Origin of the sequence: Pandoraea sp. PE-S2T-3 (genome assembly GCF_002179965.1) — a bacterium.
In the GTDB taxonomy this organism is placed as follows: Bacteria; Pseudomonadota; Gammaproteobacteria; order Burkholderiales; family Burkholderiaceae; genus Pandoraea.
Window position 1 is genome coordinate 131751 of the sequence record NZ_NGUQ01000018.1, and the last position, 13107, is coordinate 144857.

Consider the following 13107-nt stretch of genomic DNA (forward strand, 5'->3'; position numbering starts at 1 on the left):
ACGGCCGGCGCACGGGGCGCCGGCAGAGGGAATAAAGCGCTATTGTACGCGTGCCGGCTTGCCCGGCGTGTTTGGCGTGAGGGGGATGCCACCCGGGCAGGCGGCGAGTTTGTGCAGCAACGTCTCGACGATGGCTTCGGGCGATTCGCGGATGTCGATCACGAGCGCGTCGCGCGGCTCTTCGAGCGTATCGAACTGGCTTTGCAGCAGTGCCGGATCGAAGAAATGCCCGCCGCGCGACGCCAGACGCTCGCCGATCACCTCGGGTGCGCCTTTCAGATAGACGAACACGACGTCGCCGTCATGCTCGCCCAGCACGTCGCGATACCGCGAACGCAACGCCGAGCACGCAAACACATGGTGACGCCCCGCCACACGGCGCGCGACGATCGCTTCGCGAATCGCGGCGAGCCACGGTGCGCGGTCGCTGTCGTTGAGCGCCTCGCCGCGACGCATCTTGTTGATGTTCGCGGCGCTGTGAAACGAATCCGCGTCGGAAAACCCGCAGCCCAGCCGGTCGGCCAGCATCTGCCCGACCGTACTCTTGCCGCTGCCCGATACGCCCATTACCACGACGATCATGGCTCGTCTCCTTGTGACCTGCCGACTCGCGTCAGCGTGTTGCCGATGTTGCGTGCCCTGCATGCTTACCTCACACCACGCTGGCCAGACCCAGCGTGAGCAGCAGTGCCACCACCGAAATGATCGTCTCGCAAACCGTCCAGGTCTTGAACGTCTGCGGCACGGTCATGTTGAAGTATTCCTTGACCAGCCAGAAGCCGCCATCGTTCACGTGCGACAGGATCAGCGAGCCTGCGCCCGTGGCCAGCACCATCAACTCGGGCTTGACCGTGGCACCGGCCGCCGCCGCGATCGGGGCGACGATACCGCAAGCCGTGGTCATGGCGACCGTGGCCGACCCCGTTGCCACGCGAATCAGCGCCGCCACCAGCCAGCCGAGCAACAGCGGCGAGAGGCTGGCATGCGTAGCCACGTCGACAATCGCCTTCGACACGCCGCCGTCCATCAGAATACGCCCGAAGCCGCCGCCTGCGCCCACCACCAGGGTAATCGTGGCGATCGGTGCCAGACACTCGTTGGTGAACTTCAGAATCTGGTCGCGGTTGAAGCCGCGCTGCTTGCCGAACGTGAAGAAGCTCACCAGCGTGGCAATCAGCAGCGCCATCACCGAGTTGCCGATCAGGCGCAGGAAATCATTGGCGAACGTCTTCGGTGCGAAGAACAGGTCGGCCCAGCTCCCGATCAGCATCAGAATGACCGGCAGCAGAATCGTGAAGAGGGTGATTCCGAAGCCCGGCAGTTGGCTCATCGGACGATCTTCGTCGACGAACTGCGACAGCAGCGGGTTATCCGGGTTCGGCACCACGTGGCGCGCCATCAGCTTGGCGAACAGCGGGCCGGCAATGGCAGCCGTCGGGATACCGACGATCAGCGCGTACATGATGGTGTGGCCGATGTCCGCGTTGTAGGCGGTCACGGCGAGCAGTGCGGCCGGGTGCGGCGGAATCAGACCGTGCACGACCGACAGGCCGGCCACCATCGGGATACCCACCAGCACCATCGAGGTACCGGTGCGCTTGGCGACGTTGAACGCGATCGGGATCAGCAGCACGAAGCCGACTTCGAAGAACACCGGCAGACCGACGATGAACGCGATCACGACCATCGCCCAATGCACGTTCTTCTCGCCGAAGAAGCCGATGAGCGTGCGCGCAATGCGCTCGGCCCCGCCGGACTCCGCCATCATCTTGCCGAGCATCGTCCCCAGGCCCACCACCAGCGCAATGTGGCCAAGCGTGTTGCCCACGCCGGTCTCGAACGCCTTGACGATGCCGCCCATGGGCATCCCCACCGCGAGGCCCAGCACGAGCGACACGACGATCAGGGTGATGAACGGGTTCAGTTTGAATTTCGCGATCAGTACGATCAGCGCAATTACCGCGACAAGCGCGTACACCAGCAGCAAGTTACCTTGCACCGCAGCCATGGGGGTCTCCTCGATTGGCTAGTTGGGCGGCTGCCCGCAGGGCTCACGCCCCATTGTTGGAATCCTGTTTTATTCGGTCGATGCCTGAATCAGTCCTGCGTCTTTCAGCCCTGCTTCCTGCAACCTGCTTCCTTCAACCTGCGTCCTTCTGCCCGCTTCCGTCAGCCCGCTTAATTCAGCCTCGGGGCAGTGCCGTCGCCGCACGGGCCAGACGCGTAATGCCGTCCCAGTCCTTGGCGTCGACGAGTGCCTTGGGGGTGAGCCACGAACCGCCCACGCACACCACGTTCGGCTGCGCGAGGTACGACGGGGCCGACTCGGCGCTGATACCGCCCGTCGGGCAGAAACGCACGTGGCGGAACGGGCCGTACAACGCCTTGAGCATCGGCACGCCGCCCGACGGTTCTGCCGGGAAGAACTTCACCGTGTCGTAGCCGTCGGCCAGTGCCGCGAGAATGTCCGAGGGGGTGACCACGCCCGGCAGCAAGGGCAGGCCGGCCGCCTTGGCTGCTGCACCGAGCGCGGGTGTGTAGCCCGGCGAGACGCCGAAGCGCGCACCGGCGGCCACGGCCTGCGCCATTTCTTCAGGGCGCGTGAGCGTGCCCACGCCGACGATCAGCTCGTCCGACAGGCTGGCCACGTGCTTGATGACGTCCATCGCCGCCGGCGTGCGCAGTGTGATTTCGAGCACTCGTACGCCGCCCGCGAGCAGTGCACGCGAGACATGCTCGCCCTGCTCTACGGTGTCGAACTGGAGCACCGGGACCACGGGGCCGGCACGAACGATGTCATTGATGTCCATTGCGTTTTTCCTTGAAGTCGGCGGCGCGGCCTGCGCGCCACCGGGGTCTTCCCACTTATTCAGATCCGAAGAACACGGAAGCGCCCGCTTCCGCCGCGCCTACGGCGGCGCGCATATGGCCGAACAGCAGGCGGCCGGTGTCGTCGCCCGAGGCGGGCACCGGCGCAAGCTCGCGCGCCGCCCACACCTCCGGGCTCACTTCGGCATGCAACATGCCGGCCGCGGCATCGAGCACGATCAGATCGCCGTCGCACACGCGGGCGAGCGGGCCGCCACCGGCGGCTTCCGGCGACACGTGAATCACCGCCGGCACCTTGCCCGAGGCGCCCGACATGCGGCCATCGGTCACCAGCGCCACGGCAAACCCTTCGTCCTGCAAAGCACCGAGCAACGGCGTGAGGCGATGCAGCTCGGGCATGCCGTTGGCGCGCGGTCCCTGACCACGCAACACCACCACCACGTCGCGATGCAGCTCACCGGCGTCGAACGCGTCCTTGACCGCTTCCTGCGACGTAAATACGCGTGCCGCTGCGCTCACACGCCGATGTTCCGGCTTGACCGCCGACACCTTGATGACGCCGCGGCCCAGATTGCCGTGCATGAGGCGCAGTCCGCCATCGGGGGCGAACGGCTCGGCATGGCCGCGCAATACGTCACGATCACCACTGTAGGCGCTACCGTCGCGCCATGCCAGCCCTTCGGCCGAAAGCCACGGCTCCTGGCGGTAGCGCGACAGGCCCGGGCCCGCCACGGTCTGCACGTCGTCGTGCAGAAGCCCCGCGTCGAGGAGTTCGCCGATCAGAAAGCTCATGCCGCCGGCGGCGTGGAAGTGGTTCACGTCGGCCTTGCCGTTCGGGTACACACGGGCCAGCAACGGCACCACGGCCGAGAGCGCATCGAAGTCGTCCCAGTCGATCACGACGCCGGCTGCACGGGCCATCGCGACCAGATGCAGGGTGTGATTGGTCGAGCCGCCCGTTGCGAGCAGACCGACGATGCCGTTGACCACCGCGCGCTCGTCGACCACATGGCCGATGGGCGTGTACTCGGCGGTATCGGCACCGATGGCCAGCACGCGTGCGAGCGCGGCGTCGGTCAACGCGTCGCGCAGCGGCATGTGCGGATGCACGAAGGCGGCACCCGGCAGGTGCAGGCCCATGACTTCCATCAGCAACTGATTGCTATTGGCCGTGCCGTAGAAGGTGCAGGTACCCGCGCCGTGGTACGCCTGCGACTCGGCTTCGAGCAGCGCGTCGCGGCCGACCTTGCCGGTGGCGTACAACTGGCGGATGCGGGCTTTCTCGTCGTTCGACAGGCCGCTCGCCATCGGTCCCGCCGGCACGAAGATCGTGGGCAGATGGCCGAACTGGAGCGCACCGATCACGAGACCGGGCACGATCTTGTCGCACACGCCGAGCATGAGTGCCGCGTCGAACATGTTGTGCGAGAGCGCCACGGCCGTGCTCATTGCGATGATTTCGCGCGAGAACAGCGACAGCTCCATTCCCGCGTTGCCCTGCGTCACGCCATCACACATCGCGGGCACGCCACCGGCCACCTGTGCCGTGGCGCCCAGCTTGCGGGCGGCTTCGCGCAGACGCGCCGGATATTGCTCATACGGCTGGTGCGCCGAGAGCATGTCGTTGTAGGCCGTCACGATGCCGACGTTCGGGCGACGTTGCTCGCGCAGCATCAGCTTGTCGTTGGCCGGCATGGCCGCAAAACCGTGGGCGAGGTTGGCGCACGAGAGTGCCCCGCGCTGCGGGAAACTGCCACGGCTGGCCGCGATGCGTGCCAGATAGGCCGCGCGCGAATCGCGGCTGCGCGTGGCAATGCGCGCGGTGACCGCCATCAGGGTCGGGTGCAGGGGCTTCGTTTGCTCAGACGTCATGCCGGCTCGGCTTGAATTTGATGTGCCCGGCTGGGCACGATTGGGAGCGGAGTTTAGTAGAAATTCTACATCCCATCAATCAAAAGCCATCGGCATACGGGGTTTTACTGAGTGTTTTCCATGAGTTACGGCGATTATTGCCGTATTGAGAAAACAATCACCATAATGTGAAATGCCATAATTTTGTAGTTTTTGTACATTCCAATCATTCCCATCCGTCGTTGAGCCATGACGGACGGGCCACGGCACCTTGCGGCGCGGGTGCTATAGTGAGCGCCTGACAAGCCGGGCATTCCACGCGCGTGAACACGCGCCAGCGCCCGGCCCAATGGGGTTGTCGCAGAAGGGTTTCACCCGTCCGATGCGCACAGTAGACAGCGCGAGACTCGTGAAACCTGATTGCTTATGTGGGTTGCTGCCTGCCATGCTGAACCGAATCGAAGCCACACTGACTCAATTGCGCCCTTCAGAGCGCAAGCTCGCCACCTATGTGCTGGACGCCCCGCGTGAAGTCGTCGATCTGTCGATGAACGAACTGGCCGAGCGGGCCAACGTCAGCCAGCCGACCATTGCCCGTTTTTGTCAGGCGGTCGGATGCAGCGGGTATCGCGAATTCAAGATCCGGCTGGCGCAAGGCATTGCTCAGGGTGTGCCGTTCGTGCATCGCGACGTGCGCCCCGACGAGCCAGTGCCGGGCATTGCCAGCAAGGTGCTCGACCGCACCATCGGCAGCCTAATGCAAGTGCGCAACAACCTCTCGCCCGACAGCATCGGGCTCGCCATCGACCTGCTCGCCAATGCCAAGCGCATCGAGTTCTATGGCGCGGGGGCCTCGGGAATTGCCGCACAGGACATGCAGCACAAGTTCTTCCGACTGGGCGTGCCGGCCGTGGCCTATAGCGATCCGCACGTCTATGGGATGTCGGCCGCCTTGTTGCACGAAGGTGATGTAGTGATTGCGATTTCCAACACCGGGCGCACGCAGGATTTGCTGGAAGCGGCCCAGTTGGCGCGCGCGGCCGGGGCGAGCGTGATTGCCATCACCCACAGCAATTCGCCATTGGCGCGACTGGCCAGTGTGGCGCTCTTCGCCGATGTCGACGAAGACACCGATGTGTACTCGCCGCTGACCTCTCGCATTGCGCATCTGGCCATTGGCGATGTGCTCGCCGTCGGGATGGCGCTGCGTCTGGGCGATCGTCTGCCCGCCCAACTCGCCCGCGCGAAGGAAGTCATCAACCGCCGCCGCACGGCGAGCGACGGTCGATAACCGGGGGAGTTATCCCCGCTTTGCGTCCGGATTCACCGCGTTTTGCAGTGACTTTCCGGTGAGCGCCGCAATCAGATTGTCGGCCGCACACGACGCCATGGCGTGACGCGTTTCGTGCGTGGCAGAGCCGATGTGCGGCAACGCGACGACGTTCTTCATCTTCAGCAACGGCGAGTCGACCGACACCGGTTCGCGCTCGAAAACATCGAGCCCTGCGCCACGCAGATGGCCGGATGCCAGCGCCTCGATCAACGCCGCTTCGTCAATCACCTTGCCGCGTGCCGCGTTGATGAAAATCGCACCGGGTTTCATCTGCGCGAATTCCTTCGCACCGATGATGCGCTCGGTCGCCGGCGACAGCGGCACCAGCGTGACGACGAAATCGGCTTGTGCGAGAAGCTCCGGCAAGGTGCGGTACTGCGCACCGTAGGCCGTCTCTGCCGCTTCGTTGCGCGAACGGTTGCTGTACAACACCTTCATGCCGAAACCGAGCGCCGCCCGGCGCGCCACGGCACCGCCGATACGCCCCATGCCCACGATACCCAGCGTCTTGCCCTGCACGTCGGTGCCGAAATACGCCTCGCCCAGACTGCCCTTCCAGCCGCCCGCTTTCACCAACTCAGCCAGCTCCACCACGCGCCGCGCGCTCGCGAGAATCAGCGAGAAAACCGTGTCGGCCGTGGTTTCGGTCAGCACGTCGGGCGTGTTCATCAACACGATGCCGCGACGCGTGAGGTCGGGCACGTCGAACTGGTCATAGCCGACCGAGATCGTGGCCCACGCTTTCAACTTCGGGGCCGCGTCGAGCAGCGCAGGCGTGACGTTGGTACCCACGCCGATCGCGCCATCGGCACGGCCGAGCGCCGCCGTGAACGCTGCGCGATTGGCGTCGTTCACACCGTCGAATTCACTCAGTTCGAAATGCTCGGCGAGACGCGCACGCACGTCCGCCGGCACGCTCTTGTACAACACGACTTCCGGACGACTCATCCTCTTGACTCCCTGTTGATGCTCGATTGGTGCCACAGTCATCAGCTTTGCTTCGCACGCGCAACGGCAAACGCGCGCTCGAGAAAATCGAGGCGGTCCTGCCCCCAGTACGGCTCGCCTTCGAACACGAACCAAGGCACGCCGTACACACCGGCCGACATCGCATCTTCGGTGTTCGCGTCATACGCCGCCTGCACGCTCGCGCCTTGCGACGCAGTGAGCAACGACTTGCCGTCGAGCGACAGGTCGTTGGCAATCGCCAGCAGCGTGGCTTCGTCGGCGATGTTGCGCTCCTGCGTCCAGAGCGCCGCCGAGATGGCGCCTGCGAGTTCGAGCGCCTTCGCCGTGCCGTGTGCGAGTTGCGTGGCGATGATCAGGCGTGCAGCCGGATCGCCCGCCACCGGGAAGAACTTCGGCTGCGGGTTGAGCGGCAAGTCGAGGTACTTCGACCAGCGCGCGAGTTCAACCAGACGATACGCCTGACGCTGCGGCGTGCGCTTCGCAAGCGGCAGGCCGCCCGAGACCGCAAACACCCGGCCAAGATCGACGGGCTTGAGCTGGACCTGCACGTCGTACTCGCGTGCCAGTTCGATGAATCGCGCGTGGCCCATATACACATAGGGCGACGGCGGGGCGAGGTAGTAATCGCAGGTCAGGCTCACGGCAGGCTCCTCTCGGTTCTCTTGGATATCGGTGATATTGCGGTACGTATGAAGTGCGTGTGCAGTACGTGTCCGTGCAGTGTCAGAACGGCTTAACGACCGCGAGAATCACGGCGGCGAGCAGCCCGAGCACAGGGAATTCGTTGAAATAGCGATACCAGCGGTGCGAGTGGGTGTTGCGGCCGGTTTCGAACTTGCGCAGCAGACGGCCGCACGCATGGTGATAGCCGAGCAGCAGCACCACGATCAACAGCTTGGCGTGCAGCCAGCCGCTCTGGCGGCCGATGCCGTAGTAAAGCCACAGCACCAGACCGAACGCGAGCGCGGGCACGGCCAGAATCGTCATGAAGCGGTAGAGCTTGCGGGCCATGAGCAGCAGGCGCTGCGTGGCGGCGGCGTCGGTCTCCATCGCGAGATTGACGAAGATGCGCGGCAGATAGAACAAGCCCGCGAACCATGAGGCGATGAAAACGATGTGAAACGCTTTGATCCAGAGCATCGGGGACAGGCGACCACGGGCGGGCCATCGAATATTTTGAACAGCAAGCAATGTACAACAATCCGCTCGCTCGCGAAGGGCGCCGTCTCGTCCCAACGGGGTGCGGGGATGCGGCAAATCGACGCGAGGGCATAACGGGCATCGCGGCGTCTTGCCCTATGAAACATCTCCGGCACGCGACGCCCCCACCCGGCTGTGCCAGAATACGGGCCATATCGGCTTACGACGCTTTTACCCCTTCGGCGCCCTGCGCGCCGGCCACCGGCCCCTGCATGAGAATTCTTGGTATCGACCCCGGCCTGCGTGTCACCGGCTTCGGCGTGCTCGAAAAGCACGGCAACCGCTTGCAGTATGTGACGAGCGGCGTCATTCGCAGCGGCGAAGGCACGCTGTCCGCCCGTCTGCGCATCATCTTCGAGAGCGTGGCAGAACTGGTCGCCACCTACCAGCCCGATCAAGCCGCCGTTGAAAAAGTCTTCGTCAATGTGAACCCGCAATCGACGCTGCTGCTCGGGCAGGCGCGCGGCGCGGCCATCACGGCGCTGTCGGTCGGCGGGCTCGAAGTCTTCGAATACACCCCCTCGCAGCTCAAGCAAGCCGTGGTCGGCACCGGACGCGCACGCAAGGAGCAAGTGCAAGACATGGTGATGCGCCTGCTGGCGCTCACGGGCAAGCCGGGCACCGATGCGTCCGACGCGCTAGGTGTCGCCATCTGCCACGCGCACTGCGGCGAAACCTTCACGGCGCTGGCCGACGTCTCGCCCGCGCTGGCCGGCAAAGCCCTGCGCGTGCGGCGCGGACGGCTGGTCGGCTGACACCGCCAAAGCGCTACAATGCTGCCATGATCGAAACCGACAAACTCGCCGCCGAGCGCATCATTGCGCCGACACCGGCCTCGCCCAACGAAGAAGCCTTCGAGCGCGCGCTGCGCCCCAAGCTGCTCGACGAATACGTCGGCCAGCGCAAGGTGCGCGGCCAGTTGGAAATCTTCATCGAGGCAGCCCGCAAGCGTGCCGAGCCGCTCGACCACGTCTTGCTCTTCGGCCCGCCGGGTCTGGGCAAGACGACGCTCGCGCACATCATCGCGCGCGAGATGGGCGTGCATCTTCGTCAGACCTCGGGCCCCGTGCTCGAGCGTCCCGGCGACCTCGCCGCCCTGCTGACCAATCTCGAAGCCAACGACGTGCTGTTCATCGACGAAATTCACCGGCTCTCGCCGGTCGTCGAAGAAATTCTGTACCCCGCGCTCGAGGACTATCAGATCGACATCATGATCGGTGAAGGGCCGGCGGCGCGCAGCGTCAAGCTCGACCTGCAACCGTTCACGCTGGTCGGCGCCACCACGCGCGCCGGCATGTTGACCAACCCGCTACGTGATCGCTTCGGTATCGTCGCGCGGCTGGAGTTTTATTCGGCAGACGAACTCGCCGGCATCGTGCGACGCTCGGCCGGCCTGCTGGGCGCGGTCATCGTGGACGACGGCGCGTTTGAAATCGCCCGCCGCGCGCGCGGCACGCCGCGTATCGCCAACCGGCTGCTGCGCCGGGTGCGCGATTACGCCGAAGTGCGCGCCGACGGACGCATCACGGCAGAAGTGGCCGACGCCGCGCTGTCGATGCTCGACGTCGATGCCAGCGGCCTCGACGTGATGGACCGCAAGTTGCTCGAGGCCGTGCTGCACAAGTTCGACGGCGGCCCGGTAGGCGTCGACAATCTCGCCGCCGCCATTGGCGAAGAGCGCGACACCATCGAAGACGTGATCGAGCCGTACCTGATCCAACAAGGCTTCTTGCAGCGCACGCCGCGCGGGCGCGTGGCTACGCTCGCGGCCTATCGTCACTTCGGCCTGTCCGCCCCCGGCAGCGCGCCTACGAGCGACTCACTGTGGTCACCCGAGCCGCCAGCCGGCGCGACGGGCGGCAACTGACGGTGCGCCGTGTCGTCGTAGTCAGCCGCGTATGAGCGCACAGGACGATCTCCCCACCCCGCCGCCGAAAACACCGCTACAGCCCGCCGGCCCCGTCGTGGGCGTGTCGGGCCGGGTGCGGCACGCGATTGCCATGCGGCTCGTAAGCCTCACTTCCGGCCCCGGCGCACCCCGTCTGAATTACGACACCCCTGCGGGCGACCCCGGCCTGTTCGGCCCGGACGCCGCCTGTTGGCATGTCCATGGTGACTTCACGTCGATGATGATCGGCGGCATCAGTGCGCTGTTGATGCAGTCGCTGCATCCGCTCGCGATGGCGGGCGTCTGGGATCATTCGACCTTCCGGCAGGATGTCATCGGCCGCCTGCGCCGCACAGCCACCTTCATCGGCGGCACGACGTTCGGCAATACGGCCGATGCCGAGGCACTGCTCGATCGGGTGCGGCGCATTCATCTTCAGGTGAAAGGCACCGCGCCGGATGGCAGGCCCTATGCGGCTTACGATCCCGATTTGCTGACGTGGGTGCACGTGGCGGAGACGTCGAGTTTTCTGCGCAGCTATCTCGTCTACAAGAACCCCGCATTCCCGCGCAGTGAGCAGGACCGGTATTACGCGGAAGTCGCGCGCATTGCGATTGCGCTGGGTGCGCGCAACGTGCCGGCGAGCGTTGCCGAGATCGACGCCTATCTGGCCGCCATGCGGCCCTCGTTAGCGACGAGCGAGCGAACCGACGAAGTGGTACACGTGCTGCGCAACCTGCCGTCACCGTTTGCGGGCGCGCGCGTCTTCGGGGGATTGCTGTTCCGTGCGGGAGTGGATTTGCTGCCCGATTGGGCGCAGGGGATGCTTGGCTTCGAACAGGGTGCCGTCGTCCGGCGCCTTACGGTGCGGCCGGCCGTGCGTCACACGGCACAACTGGCACGATGGGCGATGCGCAACAGCGTCGCGCATCGGGCACGCAAGCGAGCGCTGGCGACACCCGACGCCGTCTCGCAAGCGCCGTCGCTGGAGCGGTGACGCCGAACGCGTCACAAACGCATCAAACCACGCGAGGATCCACGCGATCGGTCGAATTGCCCTCGGCCGGCTTATCGTTGATCTCGTCGCGCACGGCATCATCCAGATGTGTGACGTCGCCCCAACTCAACACCTGCCAATGCTCGCCATCGAACGCGATGCGGTTCACGCTCGCATTGAGTAGCGGGTACGAGCGCGGCGCGGACAGATCCAACCCTGTGGCCAGCCGGTAGCAGCAGTCAAGCACGCCGCCATGTGCCACCAGCGCCAGATGCTGCCCTTCGTAGTCGCGCACCAATTGGCGGACGAAATCGGTAATGCGTGTGTAGAAACCGCGCGTCGACTCACCGCCCGGGATGGTGAAATCCGGATCGCGGGTCTGCCATCGCACATAGTCCTGCGGAAATTGCGCCTGAATGTCGTCGGGCGTGCGCGTCTCGAACGCACCGTAGTGCCGTTCGCGCAAGTTAGCCGTGCGCACCAGCGGCAGCCCACAGGCCTTTGCCACCGGCTCGGCCGTCTGCACCGCGCGCTGCAAGTCGCTCGTCAGCACCTGATCGAATACGTGACCTTGCGCCGCAACTTCACGCGCCACGCGTGCACCCAATCGCACGGCCTGATGCTCGCCCTCGGCGGAGAGCGGAATGTCGGTATGCCCCTGAATGCGCTTCACGCGGTTCCAGTCGGTCTCGCCATGGCGAATCAGGGTCAGCGTCGTTGTCTTGCCAGTCATTCTGAGAATTACGTTCGTGCGCGATTGCGCGAAGGTCTGCGAGGGTCTGCGGGGATCTGCCGGTGCAACGGACGGAGCAACCTCGCCCCATCCGCCCTCACGAGTGACTCACCCGTTATGCCGCCTTCGGGTTGAGGGTGTAGGTACCGGTCACGCTTGCTTTGCCGAGCACATGCGACTGAATCGCATGGACGACGTCGTCACCGCCAAAGCGGCCGTCGAGCGGCACGCGTGCAACGTCGAGCGCATACACGGTGAAGTGATAGTGGTGAACGATCGTATCGTTCCACGGCGGGCACGGGCCGTCGTAGCCGTAGTAGTCGCCCTTCATGCTTTCGTCGCCAGCGAACCACGCGGTGTAGTCGTTGACGCCGTGACGCATGCCGTCGAGCGCGTCCGGGCCGAACTTGCCGCGCGGCGTGACGTGATTGCTATGGCTGGCGGCCGGGACTTCGTTGACCGATGCCGGTACGTCGACCAGCACCCAGTGATAGAAGTCGACGCGCGACAGATCGGCCGGCACTTCGCGGCCTTCCTTGTTGACGTCATCGCCCTGGCTCGGCACGTCGCTGTCGGTACAGATCACGACAAACGAACGCGTGCCCGCAGGCACGTCAGACCACGCCAGATGCGGATTCTTGTTTTGCGACAGCGCCACGTGCGACTGCGCGTCCGGCTTACCGAACGCAAACTGTGCATCTATCGCCGCATTGTCGGCGAACGAGTCACTCCAGACTTTCATCAGCTTCTCCCTTGCGATGTCATTTCAAAACCCAACGACGGTATCACACCGTCGAGTATCGCGTGAGATGCCAAGTCTGAATTACACGCCTTCGGGACGCGTTTGCAGCCAGAACGTGACGGGGCCGTCGTTGACGAGAGAGACACGCATATGCGCGCCGAATTCGCCCGTCTCCACCTGCGGATGACGCGCACGCGCCTGCGTCACGAAGTGGTCGAACAGCCGCTGACCGTCGGCCGGGCTCGCTGCCGGCGTAAAGCTCGGACGCGTGCCGCTGTTGGTATCGGCCGCCAGCGTGAACTGCGAGACGAGCAGCAGCCCGCCCGCCAGTCCGTTGCCGTCCAGGCTGCTCACGCTGCGATTCATCTTGCCCGCATCGTCGGAAAAGACGCGATAGCCGAGCAGCTTCGTGAGCAGTTTGTCCGCACTCGCCTCGGTGTCGCCGCGCTCCGCGCAGACCAGCGCCAGCAGGCCCGGCCCGATGGCGCCCACGGTGCGGCCATCGACCGTCACCGCAGCTTCCAGTACGCGTTGAATGAGCGCGATCATGAGAGGTGAATTTGCG

At 65.0% G+C, this 13107-nt stretch carries 14 protein-coding genes; 4 read left to right on the forward strand and 10 right to left on the reverse strand.

Annotated features, from left to right (window positions below):
• Nucleotides 1–39: 39 nt before the first annotated feature.
• The 4 genes from CDV46_RS16040 to edd all read right to left on the reverse strand — a co-directional run bounded on the left by CDV46_RS16040 (nt 40) and on the right by edd (nt 4701).
• Nucleotides 40–582 (reverse strand): gluconokinase, encoded by a 543-nt coding sequence (locus CDV46_RS16040; RefSeq protein WP_087689274.1) that lies wholly within the window; start codon nt 580–582, stop codon nt 40–42.
• 70 nt (nt 583–652) lie between these two features.
• Nucleotides 653–2008: a GntP family permease gene (locus tag CDV46_RS16045; protein ID WP_058377453.1), complete on the reverse strand. Its 1356-nt coding sequence runs from the start codon at nt 2006–2008 to the stop codon at nt 653–655.
• 175 nt (nt 2009–2183) lie between these two features.
• Nucleotides 2184–2810, reverse strand: coding sequence for a bifunctional 4-hydroxy-2-oxoglutarate aldolase/2-dehydro-3-deoxy-phosphogluconate aldolase (eda, locus tag CDV46_RS16050; protein ID WP_058377452.1), 627 nt, complete (start codon nt 2808–2810; stop codon nt 2184–2186).
• A gap of 55 nt (nt 2811–2865) precedes the next feature.
• Nucleotides 2866–4701, reverse strand: coding sequence for a phosphogluconate dehydratase (gene edd / locus CDV46_RS16055; protein WP_087723609.1), 1836 nt, complete (start codon nt 4699–4701; stop codon nt 2866–2868).
• 424 nt (nt 4702–5125) lie between these two features.
• On the opposite strand from edd, the gene CDV46_RS16060 reads away from it, so the two are divergent.
• Entirely contained in the window at nt 5126–5971 is an 846-nt protein-coding gene (locus CDV46_RS16060; RefSeq protein WP_058377450.1) for an SIS domain-containing protein, read from the forward strand.
• A gap of 9 nt (nt 5972–5980) precedes the next feature.
• On the opposite strand, the gene CDV46_RS16065 is transcribed toward CDV46_RS16060, so the two are convergent.
• The 3 genes from CDV46_RS16065 to CDV46_RS16075 all read right to left on the reverse strand — a co-directional run bounded on the left by CDV46_RS16065 (nt 5981) and on the right by CDV46_RS16075 (nt 8122).
• Complete coding sequence (locus CDV46_RS16065) at nt 5981–6961, reverse strand: 2-hydroxyacid dehydrogenase (protein ID WP_087723611.1); 981 nt, start codon at nt 6959–6961, stop codon at nt 5981–5983.
• Nucleotides 6962–7002: 41 nt separating this feature from the next.
• Nucleotides 7003–7623: a 2-hydroxychromene-2-carboxylate isomerase gene (locus tag CDV46_RS16070; RefSeq protein WP_087723613.1), complete on the reverse strand. Its 621-nt coding sequence runs from the start codon at nt 7621–7623 to the stop codon at nt 7003–7005.
• Between the two features lie 82 nt (nt 7624–7705).
• Nucleotides 7706–8122 (reverse strand): CopD family protein, encoded by a 417-nt coding sequence (locus CDV46_RS16075; protein ID WP_058377447.1) that lies wholly within the window; start codon nt 8120–8122, stop codon nt 7706–7708.
• 272 nt (nt 8123–8394) lie between these two features.
• Between CDV46_RS16075 and ruvC the strand changes: the two genes are divergently transcribed.
• Genes ruvC through CDV46_RS16090 form a run of 3 tightly spaced genes read left to right on the forward strand, consistent with a single transcriptional unit; the run spans nt 8395 to nt 11067 of the window.
• The gene (gene ruvC / locus CDV46_RS16080) at nt 8395–8937 is read left to right on the forward strand and encodes a crossover junction endodeoxyribonuclease RuvC (RefSeq protein ID WP_058377446.1); all 543 of its coding nucleotides are present in this window, start codon (nt 8395–8397) and stop codon (nt 8935–8937) included.
• A gap of 26 nt (nt 8938–8963) precedes the next feature.
• Nucleotides 8964–10049 (forward strand): Holliday junction branch migration DNA helicase RuvB, encoded by a 1086-nt coding sequence (gene ruvB / locus CDV46_RS16085; RefSeq protein ID WP_087689308.1) that lies wholly within the window; start codon nt 8964–8966, stop codon nt 10047–10049.
• Between the two features lie 31 nt (nt 10050–10080).
• The gene (locus CDV46_RS16090; RefSeq protein WP_087689310.1) at nt 10081–11067 is read left to right on the forward strand and encodes an oxygenase MpaB family protein; all 987 of its coding nucleotides are present in this window, start codon (nt 10081–10083) and stop codon (nt 11065–11067) included.
• A 22-nt stretch (nt 11068–11089) separates the two neighbouring features.
• Here CDV46_RS16090 and CDV46_RS16095 read toward each other — a convergent pair whose 3' ends face one another.
• The 3 genes from CDV46_RS16095 to dtd all read right to left on the reverse strand — a co-directional run bounded on the left by CDV46_RS16095 (nt 11090) and on the right by dtd (nt 13091).
• On the reverse strand, nt 11090–11800 hold the full coding sequence (locus tag CDV46_RS16095; protein WP_087723615.1) for a histidine phosphatase family protein: 711 nt from the start codon (nt 11798–11800) through the stop codon (nt 11090–11092).
• A gap of 115 nt (nt 11801–11915) precedes the next feature.
• Entirely contained in the window at nt 11916–12542 is a 627-nt protein-coding gene (locus CDV46_RS16100) for a YbhB/YbcL family Raf kinase inhibitor-like protein (protein ID WP_087723617.1), read from the reverse strand.
• Nucleotides 12543–12623: 81 nt separating this feature from the next.
• Entirely contained in the window at nt 12624–13091 is a 468-nt protein-coding gene (gene dtd / locus CDV46_RS16105; protein WP_087689316.1) for a D-aminoacyl-tRNA deacylase, read from the reverse strand.
• Nucleotides 13092–13107: the final 16 nt, after the last annotated feature.

What these genes read in the sequence shown, in the direction of transcription:
- CDV46_RS16040 (WP_087689274.1), bottom strand. Translation starts at nt 582, where the DNA reads ATGATCGTCGTGGTAATGGGCGTATCGGGCAGCGGCAAGAGTACGGTC.
- CDV46_RS16045 (WP_058377453.1), bottom strand. Translation starts at nt 2,008, where the DNA reads ATGGCTGCGGTGCAAGGTAACTTGCTGCTGGTGTACGCGCTTGTCGCG.
- eda (WP_058377452.1), bottom strand. Translation starts at nt 2,810, where the DNA reads ATGGACATCAATGACATCGTTCGTGCCGGCCCCGTGGTCCCGGTGCTC.
- edd (WP_087723609.1), bottom strand. Translation starts at nt 4,701, where the DNA reads ATGACGTCTGAGCAAACGAAGCCCCTGCACCCGACCCTGATGGCGGTC.
- CDV46_RS16060 (WP_058377450.1), top strand. Translation starts at nt 5,126, where the DNA reads ATGCTGAACCGAATCGAAGCCACACTGACTCAATTGCGCCCTTCAGAG.
- CDV46_RS16065 (WP_087723611.1), bottom strand. Translation starts at nt 6,961, where the DNA reads ATGAGTCGTCCGGAAGTCGTGTTGTACAAGAGCGTGCCGGCGGACGTG.
- CDV46_RS16075 (WP_058377447.1), bottom strand. Translation starts at nt 8,122, where the DNA reads ATGCTCTGGATCAAAGCGTTTCACATCGTTTTCATCGCCTCATGGTTC.
- ruvC (WP_058377446.1), top strand. Translation starts at nt 8,395, where the DNA reads ATGAGAATTCTTGGTATCGACCCCGGCCTGCGTGTCACCGGCTTCGGC.
- ruvB (WP_087689308.1), top strand. Translation starts at nt 8,964, where the DNA reads ATGATCGAAACCGACAAACTCGCCGCCGAGCGCATCATTGCGCCGACA.
- CDV46_RS16090 (WP_087689310.1), top strand. Translation starts at nt 10,081, where the DNA reads ATGAGCGCACAGGACGATCTCCCCACCCCGCCGCCGAAAACACCGCTA.
- CDV46_RS16095 (WP_087723615.1), bottom strand. Translation starts at nt 11,800, where the DNA reads ATGACTGGCAAGACAACGACGCTGACCCTGATTCGCCATGGCGAGACC.
- CDV46_RS16100 (WP_087723617.1), bottom strand. Translation starts at nt 12,542, where the DNA reads ATGAAAGTCTGGAGTGACTCGTTCGCCGACAATGCGGCGATAGATGCA.
- dtd (WP_087689316.1), bottom strand. Translation starts at nt 13,091, where the DNA reads ATGATCGCGCTCATTCAACGCGTACTGGAAGCTGCGGTGACGGTCGAT.